The sequence below is a fragment of the Delftia sp. GW456-R20 genome (genome assembly GCF_001622915.1).
GTDB classification, from domain to species: Bacteria; Pseudomonadota; Gammaproteobacteria; order Burkholderiales; family Burkholderiaceae_C; genus Comamonas; species Comamonas acidovorans.
Map to the genome: position 1 here is coordinate 2,070,222 of NZ_LWCN01000004.1, position 18,931 is coordinate 2,089,152.

Annotated in this window: 17 protein-coding genes and 2 tRNA genes; 9 read left to right on the top strand and 10 right to left on the bottom strand. The window is 67.8% G+C overall.

Going from position 1 to position 18,931, the window contains the following annotated elements; genetic code table 11:
• Positions 1-6 precede the first annotated feature (6 nt).
• The 3 genes from fahA to A4F85_RS14545 all read left to right on the top strand — a co-directional run bounded on the left by fahA (position 7) and on the right by A4F85_RS14545 (position 3,554).
• Positions 7-1,323: a fumarylacetoacetase gene (gene fahA, locus A4F85_RS14535; protein WP_063326982.1), complete on the top strand. Its 1,317-nt coding sequence runs from the start codon at positions 7-9 to the stop codon at positions 1,321-1,323.
• Between the two features lie 124 nt (positions 1,324-1,447).
• Entirely contained in the window at positions 1,448-3,052 is a 1,605-nt protein-coding gene (locus A4F85_RS14540; RefSeq protein ID WP_063326983.1) for an SPOR domain-containing protein, read from the top strand.
• 151 nt (positions 3,053-3,203) lie between these two features.
• The gene (locus A4F85_RS14545) at positions 3,204-3,554 is read left to right on the top strand and encodes an I78 family peptidase inhibitor (protein ID WP_012203959.1); all 351 of its coding nucleotides are present in this window, start codon (positions 3,204-3,206) and stop codon (positions 3,552-3,554) included.
• Between the two features lie 76 nt (positions 3,555-3,630).
• Here A4F85_RS14545 and hemW read toward each other — a convergent pair whose 3' ends face one another.
• The 4 genes from hemW to A4F85_RS14565 all read right to left on the bottom strand — a co-directional run bounded on the left by hemW (position 3,631) and on the right by A4F85_RS14565 (position 7,507).
• Entirely contained in the window at positions 3,631-4,875 is a 1,245-nt protein-coding gene (gene hemW, locus A4F85_RS14550) for a radical SAM family heme chaperone HemW (protein ID WP_063326984.1), read from the bottom strand.
• Positions 4,872-5,474: an RdgB/HAM1 family non-canonical purine NTP pyrophosphatase gene (gene rdgB, locus A4F85_RS14555; RefSeq protein WP_013803792.1), complete on the bottom strand. Its 603-nt coding sequence runs from the start codon at positions 5,472-5,474 to the stop codon at positions 4,872-4,874. Before rdgB ends, hemW begins: the two co-directional genes overlap by 4 nt.
• 99 nt (positions 5,475-5,573) lie before the next feature.
• Positions 5,574-6,479 (bottom strand): PP2C family protein-serine/threonine phosphatase, encoded by a 906-nt coding sequence (locus A4F85_RS14560; protein ID WP_012203956.1) that lies wholly within the window; start codon positions 6,477-6,479, stop codon positions 5,574-5,576.
• Positions 6,476-7,507, bottom strand: coding sequence for a serine/threonine protein kinase (locus A4F85_RS14565; RefSeq protein ID WP_012203955.1), 1,032 nt, complete (start codon positions 7,505-7,507; stop codon positions 6,476-6,478). Before A4F85_RS14565 ends, A4F85_RS14560 begins: the two co-directional genes overlap by 4 nt.
• 89 nt (positions 7,508-7,596) lie before the next feature.
• On the opposite strand from A4F85_RS14565, the gene A4F85_RS14570 reads away from it, so the two are divergent.
• The 4 genes from A4F85_RS14570 (at position 7,597) to A4F85_RS14585 (ending at position 11,756) form a co-directional block, all read left to right on the top strand.
• On the top strand, positions 7,597-8,490 hold the full coding sequence (locus A4F85_RS14570) for a YicC/YloC family endoribonuclease (protein ID WP_063326985.1): 894 nt from the start codon (positions 7,597-7,599) through the stop codon (positions 8,488-8,490).
• Positions 8,491-8,534: 44 nt separating this feature from the next.
• Complete coding sequence (gene gmk / locus A4F85_RS14575; protein ID WP_013803794.1) at positions 8,535-9,164, top strand: guanylate kinase; 630 nt, start codon at positions 8,535-8,537, stop codon at positions 9,162-9,164.
• A gap of 18 nt (positions 9,165-9,182) precedes the next feature.
• Complete coding sequence (gene rpoZ / locus A4F85_RS14580) at positions 9,183-9,386, top strand: DNA-directed RNA polymerase subunit omega (protein WP_012203952.1); 204 nt, start codon at positions 9,183-9,185, stop codon at positions 9,384-9,386.
• Positions 9,387-9,488: 102 nt separating this feature from the next.
• Positions 9,489-11,756, top strand: coding sequence for a RelA/SpoT family protein (locus tag A4F85_RS14585; protein ID WP_012203951.1), 2,268 nt, complete (start codon positions 9,489-9,491; stop codon positions 11,754-11,756).
• 30 nt (positions 11,757-11,786) lie between these two features.
• Here A4F85_RS14585 and A4F85_RS14590 read toward each other — a convergent pair whose 3' ends face one another.
• On the bottom strand, positions 11,787-12,653 hold the full coding sequence (locus A4F85_RS14590; protein WP_063326986.1) for an NAD-dependent protein deacetylase: 867 nt from the start codon (positions 12,651-12,653) through the stop codon (positions 11,787-11,789).
• Between the two features lie 86 nt (positions 12,654-12,739).
• Here A4F85_RS14590 and A4F85_RS14595 point away from each other — a divergent pair, with 86 nt between their 5' ends.
• Positions 12,740-14,101 (top strand): lytic murein transglycosylase, encoded by a 1,362-nt coding sequence (locus A4F85_RS14595; RefSeq protein ID WP_063326987.1) that lies wholly within the window; start codon positions 12,740-12,742, stop codon positions 14,099-14,101.
• Positions 14,102-14,105: 4 nt separating this feature from the next.
• On the opposite strand, the gene greB is transcribed toward A4F85_RS14595, so the two are convergent.
• From greB to A4F85_RS14610, 3 genes are all read right to left on the bottom strand, one after another.
• Entirely contained in the window at positions 14,106-14,672 is a 567-nt protein-coding gene (gene greB / locus A4F85_RS14600; protein ID WP_063326988.1) for a transcription elongation factor GreB, read from the bottom strand.
• Positions 14,673-14,789: 117 nt separating this feature from the next.
• Positions 14,790-14,866 (bottom strand) — tRNA-Arg (locus A4F85_RS14605).
• 179 nt (positions 14,867-15,045) lie between these two features.
• Positions 15,046-15,122, bottom strand: a tRNA-Arg gene (locus A4F85_RS14610).
• A gap of 182 nt (positions 15,123-15,304) precedes the next feature.
• On the opposite strand from A4F85_RS14610, the gene pdxR reads away from it, so the two are divergent.
• The gene (pdxR, locus tag A4F85_RS14615; protein WP_063326989.1) at positions 15,305-16,834 is read left to right on the top strand and encodes a MocR-like pyridoxine biosynthesis transcription factor PdxR; all 1,530 of its coding nucleotides are present in this window, start codon (positions 15,305-15,307) and stop codon (positions 16,832-16,834) included.
• Between the two features lie 77 nt (positions 16,835-16,911).
• Here the strand turns inward: pdxR and A4F85_RS14620 are convergent, their stop codons facing one another.
• Positions 16,912-18,324 (bottom strand): amino acid permease, encoded by a 1,413-nt coding sequence (locus tag A4F85_RS14620; protein WP_063326990.1) that lies wholly within the window; start codon positions 18,322-18,324, stop codon positions 16,912-16,914.
• A 124-nt stretch (positions 18,325-18,448) separates the two neighbouring features.
• Complete coding sequence (locus tag A4F85_RS14625; protein ID WP_013803799.1) at positions 18,449-18,847, bottom strand: nuclear transport factor 2 family protein; 399 nt, start codon at positions 18,845-18,847, stop codon at positions 18,449-18,451.
• Positions 18,848-18,931 lie beyond the last annotated feature (84 nt).

Consider the following 18,931-nt stretch of genomic DNA (forward strand, 5'->3'; position numbering starts at 1 on the left):
AGACAAATGTCCTTGAACGAAACCCATGACGCAGGCCTGCGCAGCTGGGTGGCCTCGGCCAATACCGGCGCCAGCGACTTCCCCATCCAGAACCTGCCCTACGCGGTGTTCCGCCGCGCAGGCAGCCAGGAGGCCTGGCGCGGCGGCGTGGCCATTGGCGACCAGGTGCTGGACCTGGCGCGCGCCAGCGCCCTCAAGGCGCTGGGCGATGCCGTGCAGCCGCAGCTGGAAGCCGCTTCGCAACAGCACCTGAACGGCTTCATGGCCATGGGTCCGGCCGCCTGGTCGGCCCTGCGCCTGGCGCTGTCGCGCGCGCTGCGCGAAGGCGCTGCCGCACAGGCGGCACTGCAGGATTGCCTGGTGGCCCAGTCCGACGTGGAGTACACGGTGCCGGCCCAGGTCGGCGACTACACGGACTTCTACACCTCGGTGCACCACGCCACCAACGTCGGCAAGCTGTTCCGCCCGGACAACCCGCTGATGGAAAACTACAAGTGGGTGCCGATTGGCTACCACGGCCGTGCGTCCAGCCTGCGCGTGTCGGGCGTGGACTTCCGCCGCCCCATGGGCCAGCTGAAGGCGCCCGACGCCGCCGCACCCGCGCTCAAGCCCTGCGCACGCCTGGACTATGAGCTGGAGATGGGCATCTACACCGGCGCCGGCAACGCCTGGGGCGAGGCGATTTCCATGGACGAGGCAGAGAACCACATCTTCGGCCTGTGCCTGCTCAACGACTGGTCGGCGCGCGACATCCAGGCCTGGGAATACCAGCCGCTGGGCCCTTTCCTGTCGAAGAACTTCGCCACCACGGTCTCGCCCTGGGTCGTGACGCTGGAGGCGCTGGAGCCCTACCGCACGGCCTTCACGCGGCCCGCCGCCGATCCCCAGCCCCTGCCCTACCTGAGCTCGGCCGCCAATTCCGAGCGCGGCGCGTTCGACGTGCAGTTGAGCGTGGCGCTGGAGACCGGCCGCATGCGCGCCGAAGGCCAGGCCGCCCAGCAAATCACCCACACCAGCTACCGCCACGCCTACTGGACCATGGCCCAGCTGGTGGCCCACCACAGCGTCAACGGCTGCGACCTGCAGCCCGGCGACCTGCTGGGCACGGGCACGCTGTCCGGCCCGACCTCCAGCGAGGCCGGTGCGCTGCTGGAGCTGACCGAAGGCGGCAAGAAGCCCGTGGCCCTGGCCAATGGCGAGAGCCGCACCTTCCTGCAGGATGGCGATGCCGTGATCCTGCGCGGCTGGTGCGAGAAGCCGGGCGCCGCGCGCATCGGCTTCGGCGAGTGCCGCGCCACCGTGCTGCCCGCGCGCCAGGCCTGATGGCAAAGGCAGATTGATCGGGGCCGATTGATCTGCGCGATTGGTCTGACCGATTGATTCACCCGATCGATCCGCCCGAATGTCGTGATTCCGACAGCCATGAGTGCATGACACAATTGCTGACATGCCCGCCCCATCGGAAGACGCCATCTCAGCACCTCCCGCCACCATCGACTTCGGAAGGCAGGCGGCCCCTGCCCGGCAGGAGCCCGCCTTTGCCGAGCCCGGCAGTGCCAACAGGCCCGACACGGCCGACTCTCCCAAGAGCCCCAGCAAACTGCCGCCCTCGATAGCCAGCGCCTTCGCTGCCGCAGCCTATGCGCTGCAGCACGGCGATGACGCCGCGGCCCCCAACGAGCGGGCAGGCGTCGGCGCACATGCCGGCGCCACCAGCTTCACGGGCGGACAGGGCACCGGCCTGATGCCGGGCCTGTACGCCAGCCTGATTGGCGAGCCCTCCCGCGACTACTACCTGCGCCTGTTCGAGCGCTTCGACGCGCTGGGCAAGCCCTTGCCTACCTGGAACCTGGCCGCAGGCCTGTTCACCCTGCCATGGTGCGGGCTGCGCGGGCAGTGGCAAGAGGGCGGCCTCTATGCGCTGGCCGCCGGCGGCACGGGCCTGGTCTGGGGCCTGCTGCTGCGCCCCGCGCTGGGCCTGCCCCCGGCGATTGCCCACGGCATCGATGCCACGCTGATCCTGCTGGCCATTGCCATTCCCGGCCTGGGCGCCAATGCCCTGTACTGGCACCATGTGCGCCGCCACACGCTGCAAGCCATTGGCGAGGCCCCCAACATGGCCGCAGCGCACGAACGCCTGGCCCGCCGCGCGGCCACGCCCCTGCGCAAGCGGCTGGCCGTGGCGGCCGGTGCGGTGCTTGCCGCCGCTGCCGGTGCAGGCATCTGGGCGATGTCGGGCATGCCACATTTCATGGCGGCACAGACCGAGGTGATCCCGTCCGAAGCCATACCGGCCGCTGCACCAGTTTCGCCAGCTGCACCAGCCGTGGTGCCACCGCCCGCCGCAGCCGTAGCTGCCGTTGAAGCGCCAAGGACGGAACCGGCGCCCGCACCCGCACCCGCACCCGCACCCGCCCCCATACCCCAGCCGAAAGAGCCGGTTGCCCAGACCGAGGCGCGCCCTGATCCGCAAGCGCCCTTGCCCGCTGCCGGCAGCACCGTCTCCGGCACGGTCGAACCCATGCCCGTCGTGGCAGCGGCCGGCGCTGCGGGTGCCGTCGCGGCCACTGCAGCGGCAGCCATTCCCGTCAAGGCCGCGTTGGTGCCAGCCAAAGCACCTGCACCTGCACCTGCACCTGCGCCTGCGCCAGCGTCCGTGCACGCAGCCACGCCAGCGCCCGCAAAGCCCTCCAAGGCGGCGGCTGAAACCAAACCAGCCAAGCCCGCCAAGCCTGCCGAACCCGTCGCAAAGGCCCCGGCACCTGCCAAGGCCGCCTCGGCGGCTCTGGAGCCGGGCAACTACTACATCAACATCGGCGTGTTCTCTGAAGCTGGCAATGCCGGGCGCGTGGTGGAGCGGCTGGAGAAAGCCAAGCTGCCCACGCTCAGCCAGACCCTCCACAGCAACAAGGGCGAGATCGTGCGCGTGCGCTCGGGCCCCTTTGCCAAGCAGCGCAGCGCCGATCAGGCGGCCGCCAAGATACGCGCCATGGGCATGGAGGCCACGGTCTTCCACCACGCCCCCGCGGAAGGCCGCAGCGCGCGGCGCTGAAGCCTTTGCTGCCACCTGTTACTTCCGCATGCCTTCGGCTTCGCCTTGGCCCGGCTCAGCCCGGCTAAGGTATGCGGCATTGTCCGAGGCAGCGCGCCCGCGCCCGCCCTGATACTGCGCAGCAACACCCCATGAATCGAGGAGACAGACCATGCCGATGACCGCCCCCGCCCTCCAACGCCGCCTTGCCGCCCTGGCCCTGCTGGGCGCCACCACCCTGGTGGCAGGCTGCGCCGGCATGAGCAATCCTTTTGGTGGCAGCAGCGGCGGCGCGGCGCAACCGGCCCCGCGCCCCGTGCAGGTCTGCAATGCGGCATCGGCGCAGTCCTTCGTGGGCAAGAGCAATACCTCGGCCACGCTGGAGGCCGCCCGCAAGCAGTCGGGTGCCTACATGGCCCGCGTGCTGCGCGAAGGCCAGCCGACCACCATGGAGTTCAACCAGGAACGCCTGAACCTGGTGGTCGACGGCACAGGCCGCATCGTGGCCGTGCGCTGCGGCTGATCGCCGACCGATTGCGCTGTGGCGCTGGATGAAAAAAGGACGCCGAGGCGTCCTTTTTCAATGGTCGTTGGCCCGCTCACTCCGCCAGGAACAACTCCTGCAGATCGCTGAGGAAGTCAAAACCCCGCTCCGTGGGCACCACCCGCCCCAGGTCGCGCGTGATCAGGCCCTTGGCCTGTGCGGCGTCCAGCCCCTTGGCGATGGACGACAGCGGCAGACCCGTGCGCTCCATGAAGTCCTGCAGCGCAAAGCCTTCGCGCAGGCGCAGCGCGTTGAGCATGTACTCGAAGGGCAGGTCGGCACGGCGCACCTCGCTGTCCTGCGCCAGCGGCGCGCCGGCCAGGGCCTGGTCCATGTAGCGCGCGGGATCGCGAAAGCGCACCTGGCGCACGATGCGGTGCGCAAAGCTGAGCTTGCTGTGCGCGCCCGCGCCTATGCCCAGGTAGTCGCCGAACTGCCAGTAGTTGCGGTTGTGCCAGCACTGGTGGCCCTCACGCGCATAGGCCGAGATCTCGTAGCGCTGCATGCCCGCGGCAGCGGTGCGCGCGGTGATGCGGTCCAGCATGTCGTAGGCCAGGTCGTCCTCGGGGATGGCAGGCGGAAACTTGGCGAAATACGTATTGGGCTCGATGGTCAGGTGATAGACCGACAGGTGCGGCGGGGCGAAGGACATGGCCACGTCCAGGTCCCGCGCCAGGTCCAGTTCGGTCTGGCCGGGCAGCGCGTACATCAGGTCGATGTTGAAGGTCTCGAAGCTGTCGGCCGCCTCGCGCACGGCCGCACGCGCCTGGGCGCCGTCGTGCACGCGGCCCACGGCCTGCAGCAGGCGGTCGTCAAAGCTCTGCACGCCAATGGACAGCCGCGTCACACCGGCCGCACGGAAGGCGCGGAAGCGGTCGGTCTCGAAGGTGCCGGGGTTGGCCTCCATGGTGATCTCGCAGTCGGCCTCCATGCGCAGGCGCGCGCGGATGGCGGCCAGCAGCCGGTCGATGGACTCGGGCGCGAACAGGCTGGGCGTGCCGCCGCCGATGAAGATACTGTGCACGGTGCGGCCCCAGATCAGCGGCAGCGCGCTCTCCAGGTCGGCGACCAGGGCATCGATGTAGCGGTCTTCGGGCAGCTCGGGGCCGTCGCGGCCATGCTCGTGCGAGTTGAAGTCGCAGTACGGGCACTTGCGAATGCACCAGGGCAGGTGCACATACAGCGACAGCGGCGGCAGGCTGCCCAGCTGCAGCGTGCCGGGGCGCATGTAGTGCTGGATGTCGCGCTGCACGGCGGCCTGGGCGCCGGAGGCCGAATCCTGGGGCTGGATGGGAATCATCGCACCCAGCGCTCGCGCACGAGTTCGATCATCTGCAGCGTGGCGCGGCCGCGGTGGCTGTGCGCGTGCTTCACGGCCGGGTCCATCTCGGCAAAGGTCTGGCCCAGCTCGGGGATGTACATCACGGGGTCGAAGCCGAAGCCCTGCGTGCCACGGCGCTCGGTGGTGATCTCGCCCTGCACACGGCCCATGGCGATCAGCGGCTCGGGGTCCCTGGCGCTGCGCACGCCCACCAGGGTGCTGACCATGGCGGCACGGCGGTCGGCCACGCCCTGCATCTGCTCCAGCAGGGCGCGCACGTTGTTGTCGTCGCTTTTCTCGTAGCCGAACTGCGTGCAGTAGTAGGCCGTGTCCACGCCCGGCAGGCCGCCGAAGTGCGAGACGCACATGCCGGCGTCGTCGGCAATGGCGGGCAGGCCCGTGCGCTCGGCCGCGAAGCGGGCCTTGGACAGCGCGTTCTCCACGAAGGTGCAATGCGGCTCGGGCGCCTCGCCCTCGAACAGGTCGCCCTGGCGAATCAGTTCAACGCCCAGCGGGGCGAACATGGCTTGCAGCTCGGCGAGCTTGCCGCGGTTGTTGGAGGCCAACACAATCTTCATCGTAGAAATCCAGTCGGGCGCCCGTGCGCCCTTTGTCGTCAATAGGTTCGGTAGTCCATGCGCGCCACCGGCACCGCTGCTGCGGGCCGGCAGCGGCGTTCAGCGCTTGAACTGGCGCTCGGCCGAGCGGCGTATCGCCTCGTTGATCTCGGCGATGGAGCGCTCGATGGCGGCGTCATCCAGCTCATCTTCCAGGTCTTCGATTGGCCCCCCCTGGATCGTGGATTCAAACGCGTCGTTCTCGATGTCCTGGGTGGAGATGCCCATGGTGGACTCGAAGGCGTCGGGCGTCTCCCACTCCATGGCGATGGCCGTGACGTTGTCGCTGGCATCGCCCGCGTTGCGCAGCGCCGTTTCCACCAGTTGGGGGATGGCCTGGGACACGGTGCGGCCGTGCAGGGTGCGCATCAGGTGCCCTTCGTCCACGCTGCCCCACAGGCCGTCGGAGCACAGCAGCAGCTTGTCGCCCTGCTCCAGCCGGCGCGGCTCGGTCACGTCGTAGATGGGCTTGGACGGCGAGCCCAGGCAGGTGAACAGCACATTGCGGCTGGATGTCTTGAGCTGCGCGGCGATCTCGCCCATCTCCAGATAGGAGTGGTCACGCGTGCGCACCAGCAGCTCGCCACCGCGCACCAGGTACAGGCGCGAGTCGCCGCAGTGGATCCAGGTGATCTTGCCCTTCTGGATGACGGCCGCCACCAGCGTGGTGCGCGGCGTATCGATCATGCCCTTGGCGCTGGCGTAGCGCAGGATCTGCCGGTGCGCGTGCAGCAGCGCATCGACCAGAAAGCCCTGCGGATCGTCCAGCAGCGGCTTGGCCTGGCGCTGGAAATGCACGGACATCACCTGCAGCGCCAGCTGCGCGGCGACCTCGCCTTCGGGATGGCCGCCCATGCCGTCGGCCAGCACGAAGAGCACGGCCTCCCGCGTGTAGCAGTAGCCCATGCGGTCTTCATTGAGCGCCCGGCCGCCGCGGCGGCTCAGCTGAAATACCGAAAACCTCATGGCTTGCGCTCCTGGCCGACGGCCGGCAGGCCTGCCGCGCCGCTGATCTTCTGCATGTTCTTCTTGGCGTCGGTCACCAGCGTGTCCAGTTGCAGGCGCATGCGCTCGGAGACACTGAGCTTGGTGTAGCGGCGCTCACCCTCGCGGCTCAATTCCTTTTGCAGCGCAAACACCGACTGCGGGCGCGAACCCGGGTCCATGGCCATGCACCACTCGACGACTTCGATGAGGTTGTCCGAGTACACGCCGCGCAGCTTGGTCAGCGCCAGCGTGAGCCTGTCCTTGTCCTGGCGCTGCGGCGCCTCGTTGGGCGGAAAGCCCTGCATGCAGGCATAGATGCAGGCGCCAATCGCGTAGATGTCGGTCCAGGGGCCGAGCGACGCATCGCGGCGGTACATCTCGGGCGCGGCAAAGCCCGGCGTGTACATGGGGCGGATGAAGTTGCCTTCCTTGGACAGCACCTCGCGCGCCGCGCCGAAGTCGATCATCACGGCGCGGTCATCATTGGTGATGAAGATGTTGGCCGGCTTGATGTCCAGGTGCAGCATCTTGTGCTGGTGCACGATGCGCAGGCCGCGCAGCACCTCGTCGAACAGCGAGCGGATGGTCGATTCGCGGAACACCTTCTCGGCCTTGAGCTCGCGCGCGGTGACAACGAAGTCCTGCAGGGTGGCACCCTCCAGGTAGTTCATCACCATGTAGACGGTTTCGTTCTCGCGAAAGAAGTTGAGCACGCTGACCACGGAAGCGTGCGAGATCTGTGCAAGGGAACGCCCTTCCTCGAAGAAGCTCTTGAGGCCCAGGCGGTACAGTGAAAGCTTTTCGGGAGCCACGGCGGGCTGCAACTCTCCGGGGGCACGGGTGGCCAGCGATGCGGGCAGGTATTCCTTGATCGCAACCTGCTTGCCCTCTGCATCCAAGGCCAGGTAAACGACGCCGAAACCGCCGGAAGCAAGCCTGCGCACCACCCGATAGCCGCCGATCGTGCTGCCTGGCGGCAATGGCGCCGGCTTGATCTTGGAAGACATTTTTCTCCGGTGAGTCTCAGGGATGAGGCGAAACCCGGATAATCGGGCAATTGCAAGCATCCATCAAAAGTCCAATGCCAGTTTACAGCATGACCGGATACGCCAGTGCCCAGCACGGCGCGTCCGCAGAAGATGGTGGAGCGTCGGGCCGCAACAGCCGGCTCGGTCTGGAGATCCGCTCGGTCAACAGCCGCTTCCTGGATCTTTCGTTCCGCCTGCCCGACGAGTTGCGCGCCCATGAGCCGGCCCTGCGGGCCCTTCTGACCGCCCGCCTCAAGCGCGGCAAGGTCGAAGTGCGCGCCGCCATCGACAACGACGACGGCAACTCCCTGCCCGACCCCTCCACCGCCATGCTGCAGCGCCTGGCCATGCTCCAGGACACCGTCCAGTCATGGCTGCCCGACGCTCGCAGCCTGTCCGTCTCCGACGCGCTGCGCCTTGCCAGCGGCGGCGCCAACTCGGCCATCGACTGGAGCAGCGTGCTGCCCACGCTGGCAGAGCAGGCCCTGACCGAACTGCTGGAAGCCCGCGCCCGCGAAGGCAAGCGCCTGGCCACTATGCTGCTGGACCGCATCGCCCAGTTGCGCAAGCTCGCGGCAGACGCCACGCCCCTGGTGCCCCAGCTCGTGGAGCAGCAGCGCCTGCGCTTCATGGAGCGCTGGAAGGAAGCGATGGCCCTGGCCGAAGGCGCCGTGGCGCCTGAAGCCGCCCAGGACCGCGCCCTGACCGAGGCCACGGCCTTTGCCATCCGCATCGACGTGGCGGAAGAAGTCACCCGCCTGGACTCGCACCTGGACGAGATCCAGAGTCTGCTCAAGAAGGGCGGCGAGATCGGCAAGCGCCTGGATTTCCTGATCCAGGAACTGCACCGCGAAGCCAACACGCTGGGCTCCAAGTCCGCCACGCTGGAGCTGACCCGCATCAGCGTGGACATGAAGGTGCTGATCGAGCAGATGCGCGAGCAGGTGCAGAACATCGAATAAGCCCATCACAGATGCCCATGCGTAACCAAACTGCGCACAAATCCATGGATTACCCCGGAAACCTCTTTGTCGTCTCGGCCCCCAGCGGGGCCGGCAAGTCCAGCCTGGTGCGAGCCCTGCGCGAGTTCGATGCGCGCGTCTCGCCCTCCGTCTCCCACACCACCCGCGCGCCGCGTGGCCAGGAAAAGCACGGCCGCGAGTACTACTTCGTCTCCGACCAGGAATTCGACACCATGGTGTCGAACAACGCCTTCGTCGAATGGGCGAATGTGCACAGCCGCCGCTACGGCACGGCCAAGAAGGCGCTGGAAGAGCGCATCCAGGTCGGCACCGACGTGCTGCTGGAGATCGACTACCAGGGCGCGCTGCAGGTCAAGGAAGCGTTTCCGAACGCCGTTCTGATCTTCATCCTGCCGCCCAGCTGGGACGAGCTTCGCGCACGCCTGGAAAACCGGGGCGAGGATGCGCCCGAGGTGATCGAACTGCGCCTGACGAACGCGGCCGAGGAGATGGCCCAGGTGGCGAAATTCGACTTCGTTATAATCAACGAATTGTTCGAGAGCGCACTGTTTGATCTCAAGACGATCATCCACGCCCAGCGCCTCAAGTATGCGGCTCAGCGCAGCCGCCGCGCAGAGACCTTCGAGTCTCTCAATATTTCTGTACCCAACTGACGTTTCCCGGAGATCCTGATGGCACGCATCACTGTTGAAGACTGCCTGGAGCAGATCCCTAACCGCTTCCAGCTCGTGTTGGCCGCCACCTACCGCGCCCGCATGCTGAGCCAGGGCCACACGCCCAGGATCGAAACCAAGAACAAGCCCGGTGTCACCGCCCTGCGCGAGATCGCCGAAGGCAAGGTCGGCCTGGAGATGCTGAAGAAGGTTCCGGGCTGATTTGCTGCAAAGCAACACAATGGCCCCACAAAGAGCACCGCACAGCGGTGCTTTTTTTTACATGAAGCCTGCACAAACCCGCATGCACGCTACATTTAAGTCATGAAAGCGGCCTTGACTTCGTTCACAGCCCCCTCTGATCCCGTACCGACACCCCGGCCCGAGCGCATGTCTGCAGAGCAGGCAGCGAGCGTGTCGGCCAATGCCTTTGCCGGACTGATGGAGCACCTGGGTTACCTGGATGCCACCAGCATCGAGCAGGTGCGCGAAGCGTATGCCTTTGCCGACCTGGCCCACAGCGACCAGTGGCGCAGCAGCGGCGAACCCTACATCACCCATCCCATTGCCGTCACCGCGCTGTGCGCGAGCTGGAAGCTCGACGCCCCGGCCCTGATGGCCGCGCTGCTGCACGATGCGATGGAAGACTGCGGCGTCACCAAGGCGGACCTCGCCCAGCGCTTCGGCCAGGACGTGGCCGAGCTGGTCGACGGCCTCACCAAGCTGGACAAGCTGCAGTTCAACACGCGTGAGGAAAACCAGGCCGAGTCCTTCCGCAAGATGCTGCTGGCCATGGCGCGCGATGTGCGCGTCATCCTGATCAAGCTGGCCGACCGCACCCACAACATGCGCACCATGGGCGACATGCCGCGCAACAAGTGGGGCCGCATCTCGTCGGAGACGCTGGAGATCTACGCCCCCATCGCCCACCGCCTGGGCCTGAACCAGACCTACCGCGAGCTGCAGGACCTGGCCTTCCGCCACCTGCACCCCTGGCGCTATGCCACGCTGGAAAAGGCCATCGCCCGCTCGCGCAAGCGCCGCCGCGACCTGGTCCAGCGCGTGCAGGACGAGGTCAATGCGGAGTTCGCCGGCGCAGGCCTGCAGGCACGCCTGGCCGGGCGCGAAAGCACGCTGTATTCGCTCTATCTGCGCATGGAGAAGAACCAGCTGAGCTTTGCCAAGGTGACGGACGTCTACGGGTTTCGCGTCATCCTGCCGCGCGTGATCGACTGCTACACCGCGCTGGGCGTGCTGCACCAGATGTACAAGCCCATGCCGGGCCGCTTCAAGGACTACATCGCCATTGCCAAGAACAATGGCTACCAGTCGCTGCACACCACGCTGGTGGGCCCCTCGGGCGTGAACATCGAGTTCCAGATCCGCACCGAGGAAATGCACATCGTCGCCGAAGCCGGCGTCGCCGCGCACTGGCTGTACAAGGCCCAGCCCGGCCACGATTCCGAGCAGCTGGGCACGCAGTGGCTGCAGTCGCTGCTGGACATCCAGAACGAGACGCGCGATGCGGCCGAGTTCTGGGACCACGTCAAGGTGGACCTGTTCCCCGACGCCGTCTACGTGTTCACGCCCAAGAGCGAGATCATGGCCATGCCGCGCGGCGCCACCGTGGTGGACTTCGCCTATGCCATCCACAGCAAGGTCGGCAACCACATGACGGCCGCGCGCATCAACAACGAGGAAGTGCCGCTGCGCACCGAACTCAAGAGCGGCGACGTGGTGCAGATCGTCACCTCCGAGGACGCCACGCCCAACCCGGCCTGGCTGGGCTTCGTGAAGACGGGCCGCGCGCGCTCCAAGATCCGCCACTACCTGAAGTCGGCCGCGCAAAGCGAATCGGCCCGCCTGGGCGAGAACCTGCTGGCCCAGGCCATGCGTGCCGAAGGCATGGATGCCGTGCCGCCGGCCGACGAGGCCAACCAGGCACTGTGGGACGAGGTCCTGCGCATGGCCGGCAGCCGCAGCCGCGCCGACCTGATGGTGGACATCGGCATGGGCCGGCGCATTGCGTCGCTGGTGGCCTCGCGCCTGACGGCGCTGATGGCGCGCCACGGCCACCGGCCCGACGCCCTGCTGCTCACACGCGAACGCTTCAACTCCAGCAACCGCCCCTTCCAGGGTGCCGTGCTGCTGGACGGCTCCAACCAGGGCTCCATCCACTACGCGCAATGCTGCCGCCCCGTGCCGGGCGACCCCATCGTGGGCTACCTGGGCAGCGGCGAAGGCCTGATCGTCCACCATGCGCAGTGCAAGATCGCGCAGCGCCTGCAGGAAAAGGACAGGGACCGCTTCATCGTGGTCGAGTGGGCCGATGACATGGATGCCGCGCGCCTGTTCGAGGCACGCATCGTGGTCACCGTCAACAACGGCAAGGGCGTGCTCGCGCGCGTGGCGGCCGAGCTGGCGGGCGCCGAGGTGGACATCCTGCGCGTGGACATGGCCGACGAGGCTGCCATGAGCACCACGGACCTGTGCTTCGTGATCTCGGTGCACGACAACCAGCAGGTGGAGTCCGCGCTGCGCAACCTGCGCCGCGTGCACTCGGTGGTGCGCGCATCGCGCGTCATCCCCTGATGAACACTGCCCCGCTCCTGCGGGGCTTTTTCATTGCGCCAGGTCCTGGGCCAGCTGCTGCAGCAACGGGCCGCAGTCCTGCTCGATCTTGAGGGCCAGCAAATCCTCGGAGCGCATGCGGCCCTGGTTGATGGCGGCCACAGGCTTGCCCTGGGCCACGGCCTCATGCACGAAGCGCAGGCCTGAATACACCATCAGCGAAGAACCGGCGACCAGCAGCCCGCCGGCCTGCTGCAGCATGGCGCGCACGGCCTGCACCCGCTGGCTGGGCACGCCTTCCCCGTAGAACACCACGTCGGGCTTGAGCACGCCGCCGCAGTGCGGGCAGGCCGGCACGTCGAAGCGGCTGAAGTCGCGCCCCTCCAGATCGGCATCGCCGTCGGGCGCGGCCTGGGCGCTCAGGCCGGCCCAGCGGGGGTTGCGCTCCAGCAGCATGGCCTGCAGCACGGCGCGCTCCATGCCGGCGCCGCAGCCCATGCAGCGCACGGCGGCGATGCGGCCGTGCAGGTCGATGACGCCATCGCTGCCCGCGGCCGTGTGCAGGCCGTCCACATTCTGGGTGACCAGGCCTTCGATCCATCCGCGCTGCTGCAACTGCGCCAGTGCCGCGTGGGCCTGGCCGGGCCTGGCCTGCGCCATCACGGGCCAGCCCAGCAGGCTGCGCGCCCAATAGCGCTGGCGCGTGGCATGGCTGCCCATGAAGGCCTGCAGCGTCACCGGCTGGGGGCGCTTCCACTGGCCTTCCAGATCCCGGTAGTCCGGAATGCCGGAGCCCGTGCTGCAGCCCGCGCCCGTCAGCACCAGCCAGCGCCGGCCGGGCGGCAGCAAGGCGCGCAGGGCCAGCGCGGCATCGTGCAGAACCGGGGATGGTGATGGCGGCGGAGCGGTGGCGGTCATGGCCGCACAGCATAGCGGCCCCGCACGCCCAATGCAGAAACACCGTGTTGCACTCCGAGCCGGGGCGCAGCGGAGACAATGGCCGGATGCACCACGCACACGCCACCGCCCAAGCCACAGCCCAAGCCTTTCCCACCGCCCGCCATCCCGCCGCGCTCAACCGTGCCGCCCTGGCCACCGCCCTGGCCGCCGTGCTGCTGGCCGGCTGCGCGTCCCGGCCGGCGCCTGCGCCGGTCACGGTGCCGCCCTCCATGCCCGCCCCCACGGCGCCTGTAGCGCCCGTGCAGCCCGAACCGGCCACCGCGCCGGATGCCGCCCAGCAGGCCGAAGCCACCAGCTTCGAAGCGTGGAAGCGGGATTTCGCGCGCAAGGCGCTGGACGCCGGCATCTCGGAGAAAACCGTGCGCAGCGCACTGGAGCCTGCCCGGCTGCAGCGCCGCGCGGTGCAGCTGGACCGCTCGCAGCCTGAATTCACGCGCACGCCCTGGCAGTACCTGGACAGCGCCGTATCCGCCCAGCGCATCGCCCAGGGCCGCGCCAAGCTGCGCGAAGCGGCTGCACCGCTGCAGTCGGCCACCCAGCGCTATGGCGTGCCGGCCGAGGTGATCGCCGCCATCTGGGGCATGGAAAGCAATTTCGGCGGCAACTTCGGCAACTTCCCCACGGTCGATGCGCTGGCCACGCTGGCCTTCGACGGCCGGCGCGCCGCCTGGGCGCAAAAGGAGCTGCTCGCAGCCCTGCGCATCATCGACAACGGCGATATCGATGCGGCCCACATGATCGGCTCCTGGGCGGGTGCCATGGGCCACACGCAATTCCTGCCCTCCGTGTTCCTGGCCTATGCGGTGGATGCCGATGGCGACGGCCGCCGCGACATCTGGGGCAGTCTGCCCGATGTGACGGCCTCCACGGCGAACTACCTGGCCCATTCGGGCTGGAAGACGGGCGAGCCCTGGGGCGTGGAAGTGCGCCTGCCGGCAGGCTTTGACCATGCACGCGCCGAGACCAGCGTGCGCCAGGACAGCGCGCAATGGGCGGCCGAGGGCGTGCAGGCCGTGGACGGCTCCGCCCTGCCCGCCATGGCCGATGCCAGCGTGATCGCACCGGCCGGCGCGCGCGGGCCGGCCTTCATGGTGGGAGCCAACTTCCGCACCATCCTGCGCTACAACAACTCCGTGAATTACGCGTTGGGCGTGGGCCTGCTGTCGCAGCAACTGGCCGGCGGCCCGGGTGTGCAGGCGGCCTGGCCGCGCGATCTGGCACCGCTGTCGCGCGACCAGTTGCGCGCCTTGCAGGCTGCGCTCAACGAACGGGGATTTTCGGCCGGCACGGCAGATGGCGTGATGGGCCCGGCCACGCGCGCGGGCCTGCGCCAGTTCCAGCAAAGCCAGGGCCTGGTGGCCGACGGCTATCCCACGCTGGAGCTGCTGCAGAAACTGCAGCCCTGAACGCTCACACGGCGGCGCTTCCCGGCTCCGGGTAGGTGACTTCCAGCACTTCCAGCGTGCGCACACCTGCGGGTGTGGGCAGGGCCACCTCGTCGCCCACACGGGCCTTGAGCAGGGCGCGCGAGACGGGTGCGATCCAGCTGACCTGCTGGCGTGCGCTGTCGGCCTCGTCGATGCCCATGATGGTGATGGTGCGCTCCTCGCCCTCGTCATCGACATAGGTGACGGTGGCGCCGAAGTAGATCTGCTCGCTGCCGGCATGCACGGAGGGATCGACCACCTCGGCGATCTCCAGCCGCTTGGTCAGAAAGCGGATGCGCCTATCGATCTCGCGCAGGCGCTTCTTGCCGTAGAGATAGTCGCCGTTCTCGGAGCGGTCGCCATTGCTGGCCGCCCAGTGCACGATTTCCACGATGCGCGGGCGCTCGTTGTCGATCAGGTCCAGCAGCTCCGTCTTCAGCCGCGCGAAGCCCTGGGGCGTGATGTAGTTCTTGCCGCCCGGCGGCAAGGGCGGCAGGCCGACTTCATCATCGTCGTCGCCGTCGGATTCCTTGGTGAAAGCCTTGCTCATAAGGAGCCGATCTTCACACAGATCACCGCAGGAGGCGAAGACGCCGCACAAACCACGACACCAACTGAGCACAAACGAAAAAGCCTCAGAACTTTGCAGTTCTGAGGCTTGTCGTTTTGGTGCGGCTGGCAGGAATCGAACCCACGACCCCTTGGTTCGTAGCCAAGTACTCTATCCAGCTGAGCTACAGCCGCCAAGCTTCGAATTATAGCGTGCTTTTTGAACGCTTACGGAAAACCATGAAAATATCGAAAAATAACCGTTGACCAGCGCCTGAACCATTGCCACGGCCTCTGTGCGGGCCTGTGCGGGCCTGTGCGGGCGCCTGAAACGAAAAAGCCTCAGAACTTTGCAGTTCTGAGGCTTGTCGTTTTGGTGCGGCTGGCAGGAATCGAACCCACGACCCCTTGGTTCGTAGCCAAGTACTCTATCCAGCTGAGCTACAGCCGCCAAGACAACGATTGTATATCAATTTCTGGCCTCTCCGCAAAAATTGCAACCATCGCAAACTCCGGGCCCCGTGGCGCACCAGCTGGCCTATATTGGCCGGTCGCGGATGCAGGCCCTGCCCTGCACCTGCGCGGGAGACAAACACAGCGAGCGGCCCGCCGCAGCGGCGGGAACGACAAGACATGACAGACAAGCGCGCGGCCACGCAGCCGCAACCGCCCGAGGGCGCCATGTGGGGGCAGCTGTTTCGCCGCAGCGCCCGCCCCTCCCTGAGCCTGCAGGGCCAGATCCGCGAGATGCTGGTCGATGCCATCCTCTCGGGCATCCTCGCACCCGGCGAATCCATTCCCTCCAGCCGCGAGCTGGCGCGCCACCTGGGCGTGGCGCGCATCACCGTCGTGCTGGCCTACCAGCAGCTGGCCGAGGAAGCCTTTTTGCTGAGCCGCCAGCGCAAGGGCCACTTCATCCATCCCGACGTACTCAAGGGGCGCACGCCGGGCGGCGCTGCGGCCAGCAGCACCCCTGGCGAAGGCCGCCGCACCGACTGGTCGCGGCGCCTGTGGCTGCTGCCCAGCCAGCAGCGCAGCATCGTCAAGGAAGAGGACTGGCAGCGCTACCCCTATCCCTTCCTGTACGGCCAGTTCGACAAGGAGCTGTTTCCCACGGCCGCCTGGCGCGAATGCTGCCTCAAGGCCCTGGGCGTGCTGGACATACGCCAGTGGGCGCCCGACCAGATCGCGCGCGACGACGAGATGCTGATCCAGCAGGTGCAGACCAAGATCCTGCCGCGCCGCGGCGTCTGGGCCTCGGCCGACGAGCTGATCATTACCGTGGGTGCGCAGCACGCCCTCTACATGGTGGCCGACCTGCTGATGCGCGAGGGCACGGCCGTGGGCATCGAGGAGCCCGGCTACCCCGACGCGCGCAACATCTTCAGCAGCCGCACCTCCCAGGTCATCCCGCTGCCGGTGGACGGCCAGGGCCTGCCGGTCACGCCGCTGCTGCGCCAGCTCGACTACCTCTACGTGACGCCCAGCCACCAATGCCCCACGGGCGTGACCATGCCGCTGGCGCGGCGCGAGGCGCTGCTGGAGATGGCCGAGGCGCACGACATCATCCTCATCGAGGACGACTACGAGAGCGAGAGCAGCTTCGACGGCCAGCCCATTCCGGCGCTCAAGAGCCTGGACCGCAGCAACCGCGTGATCTACGTGGGCAGCCTGTCCAAGAGCCTGGCGCCGGGCCTGCGCGTGGGCTACATCGTGGCTGCGCCCGAGCTGATACGCGAGCTGCGCGCGCTGCGCCGGCTCATGATCCGCCACCCCGCCACCTTCGTGCAGCGCACGCTGGCCATGTTCATCTCCCTGGGCCACTACGAGGCCCAGCAGCGGCGACTGGCCCAGGCGCAGAAGGAGCGGCACGCGGCGCTGACGGCCGCCATGGCCGAGCATGCACCCGGCTGCCGCATCACGCCCGTGCGCGGCGGCGGCTCGTGCTGGGTGCAGTTGCCCGACCACATTCCTGTCGAAGCCCTGGCGCAGCGCGCCGCAGCGCACGGCGTGCTCATCGAGCCCGGCGATGTGTTCTTCGCCCGCCCGGACACGCCCGGCAGCTTCATGCGCATGGGCTACCAATCCATACCCGCCAACGACATCGGCCAGGGCGTGAAGGCCCTGGCCGATGCGATCCGTGAGGAGCAGCCCGAGAAGTAACGCAAGGAATGGCCGGGACCGGCCCTGCCGGTCCCGTCGCCCCTGGGTCAGTACTTCTGCGGCTCGGGCTGCGCGGCCTAGGACAGCGAGGACACCACCGGCGCCACGCCACGCTGCAGGAACTGCCGCACGCCATAGGCCAGCAGCAGGATGCACAGGCTGGCCACGCCCAGCGCCAGCGGTGTGCGCTGCTCGGGGATGAAGGCCATGGCGATGACGATGGACAGCATGCCGAAGATGGCGAACCAGGTCAGGTACGGATAGCACCACATGCGCACCTTGAGCAGGTGCGGCGCCTCACGCTCCAGGCGGGAGCGCAGGCGCAGCTGCGAGATGGCGATCAGGATGTAGACGAAGATCGCCACCGTGCCGTAGGAATTGACCAGGAAGGCGAACACCTTGTCGGGCGACACATAGGACATCACCACGGCGCCGTAGCCGAACACCGTGGCCACCAGGATGGCGCGCGTGGGCACGCCGTTGCGGCTGACCTTGGCCAGCGCCTGGGGCGCATCGCCGCGCCGCGTCAGCGCGAACAGCATGCGCGAGGATGCATACAGCCCCGAGTTCAGCGCCGACAGCACGGCCGTCAGCACGATGGCGTTCATGATCTGCGCGGCAGCGGGCACGCCCATGGTGTTCAGTGCGCTCACATACGGCGTGGCGATGCCAACCGCATTCCAGGGCACCAGGCAGGCCACTAGGAAGATGGAGCCCACATAGAACACCAGCACGCGCGTGATCACCGAGCTGGTGGCCTTGGCCACGGCCTTCTGCGGCTCGGCAGTTTCGGCCGCCGCGATGGTCACGATTTCGGCGCCGAAGTAAAAGCCCGTGGCCGCCACGGCCCCGGTCAGCACCGGCACGATGCCGTTGGGCATGAAGCCGCCATTGCCGGTGAGGTTGCCGAAGTGCATGCCCTGCGACGCAGGCGTCAGGCCCAGCACGTAGACGCCCGCCACGAACAGGAAAACCACGATGGCCGCCACCTTGATGGAGGCGAACCAGAACTCGAACTCGCCAAAGGACTTCACCGAGACCAGGTTGGTCAGCGTCAGCATCACCAGCAGCACCAGGCTGATGCTCCAGTTGGGGACATCGGGCAGCCAGTAGCGCACCAGGTCGGCACCGGCCACGGCCTCCAGCGCCACGACGATGACCCAGAAGTACCAGTACATCCAGCCCGTCAGAAAGCCTGCCAGCCGGCCCACGCCGGGGCGGTCGCGCCAGGCCTCTCGCGCATATTCGTAGAAGGACCCTCCGCCGGGCATGGAGCAGGCCAGCTCGCCCAGCATGCGCATGACCAGCACCACGAGCAGGCCCGTGATGAGGAAGGAAAGAATCGCGGCCGGCCCGGCCGACTTGATGACGACGCCGCTGCCCACGAACAGCCCGGCGCCGATGACGCCGCCCAGGGCGATCATGGTCATGTGCCGCTGTTTGAGCCCGTGTGAAAGCCCCGGCGAAGAGGCTTGCTGATGTCCGATCATGTCTTGTCTCCTGTTGCGTTCAGGCGCCACGGCTGATGCTCTGTTGTGGTGGCTGCGCAGGTGCGCGCCTTGCCGTGGCGTATCCGGTGTTCCCGGTAGCACGGGGCCGCAAGGCCCCGCGCCGTCAGGCGGCCGCCACCGGCGGGCGGTCCTTGCGGAAGGCGTTCTTCACGGCGATCTTTCCGTCCTTGAAGGTGAAGACATCCACCATGCGCGCTTCCACGCGCAGGCCGTCGGCCTTGGTGCCCTTGAAGGTGCTCTCGGACACGCCACGGTCGCCCTGCACGAAATGGTCTCCATCGAGCCAGGCCGCATCGGGGAAGGCCTGCCAGGCCATCTGAAAGCCCTCGCGCACCGCCTGGCGGCCGACGAAGCTGCGGCCCATGAGATCGGGCCCGGCCACGGCGTGGAACTCGCACTCATCGGCCATGAAGCCCATCAGGGCCTCGATGTCGTGGCGGTTCCAGGCCTCGGCGAAGCGGGCCAGGAACTGGGCATCTGGAGGGTTGGTGTCTGCGCTCATGCTGTCTCCTTGTCTGTGGTGGGTACCACGGCGCCGGGCCCCGGGCAGGGCCGCCGCGCCGCGTCATCGAAATGTCGATGGGCC

Excerpts from the sequence above, each read along its gene's own strand:
- fahA (WP_063326982.1), top strand. The coding sequence starts at position 7 with ATGTCCTTGAACGAAACCCATGACGCAGGCCTGCGCAGCTGGGTGGCC.
- greB (WP_063326988.1), bottom strand. The coding sequence starts at position 14,672 with ATGAGCAAGGCTTTCACCAAGGAATCCGACGGCGACGACGATGATGAA.
- hemW (WP_063326984.1), bottom strand. The coding sequence starts at position 4,875 with ATGATTCCCATCCAGCCCCAGGATTCGGCCTCCGGCGCCCAGGCCGCC.
- A4F85_RS14625 (WP_013803799.1), bottom strand. The coding sequence starts at position 18,847 with ATGAGCGCAGACACCAACCCTCCAGATGCCCAGTTCCTGGCCCGCTTC.
- A4F85_RS14595 (WP_063326987.1), top strand. The coding sequence starts at position 12,740 with ATGCACCACGCACACGCCACCGCCCAAGCCACAGCCCAAGCCTTTCCC.
- rdgB (WP_013803792.1), bottom strand. The coding sequence starts at position 5,474 with ATGAAGATTGTGTTGGCCTCCAACAACCGCGGCAAGCTCGCCGAGCTG.
- A4F85_RS14560 (WP_012203956.1), bottom strand. The coding sequence starts at position 6,479 with ATGAGGTTTTCGGTATTTCAGCTGAGCCGCCGCGGCGGCCGGGCGCTC.
- A4F85_RS14540 (WP_063326983.1), top strand. The coding sequence starts at position 1,448 with ATGCCCGCCCCATCGGAAGACGCCATCTCAGCACCTCCCGCCACCATC.
- pdxR (WP_063326989.1), top strand. The coding sequence starts at position 15,305 with ATGACAGACAAGCGCGCGGCCACGCAGCCGCAACCGCCCGAGGGCGCC.
- A4F85_RS14620 (WP_063326990.1), bottom strand. The coding sequence starts at position 18,324 with ATGATCGGACATCAGCAAGCCTCTTCGCCGGGGCTTTCACACGGGCTC.
- A4F85_RS14565 (WP_012203955.1), bottom strand. The coding sequence starts at position 7,507 with ATGTCTTCCAAGATCAAGCCGGCGCCATTGCCGCCAGGCAGCACGATC.
- rpoZ (WP_012203952.1), top strand. The coding sequence starts at position 9,183 with ATGGCACGCATCACTGTTGAAGACTGCCTGGAGCAGATCCCTAACCGC.
- gmk (WP_013803794.1), top strand. The coding sequence starts at position 8,535 with ATGGATTACCCCGGAAACCTCTTTGTCGTCTCGGCCCCCAGCGGGGCC.
- A4F85_RS14570 (WP_063326985.1), top strand. The coding sequence starts at position 7,597 with ATGACCGGATACGCCAGTGCCCAGCACGGCGCGTCCGCAGAAGATGGT.
- A4F85_RS14545 (WP_012203959.1), top strand. The coding sequence starts at position 3,204 with ATGCCGATGACCGCCCCCGCCCTCCAACGCCGCCTTGCCGCCCTGGCC.
- A4F85_RS14585 (WP_012203951.1), top strand. The coding sequence starts at position 9,489 with ATGAAAGCGGCCTTGACTTCGTTCACAGCCCCCTCTGATCCCGTACCG.
- A4F85_RS14590 (WP_063326986.1), bottom strand. The coding sequence starts at position 12,653 with ATGACCGCCACCGCTCCGCCGCCATCACCATCCCCGGTTCTGCACGAT.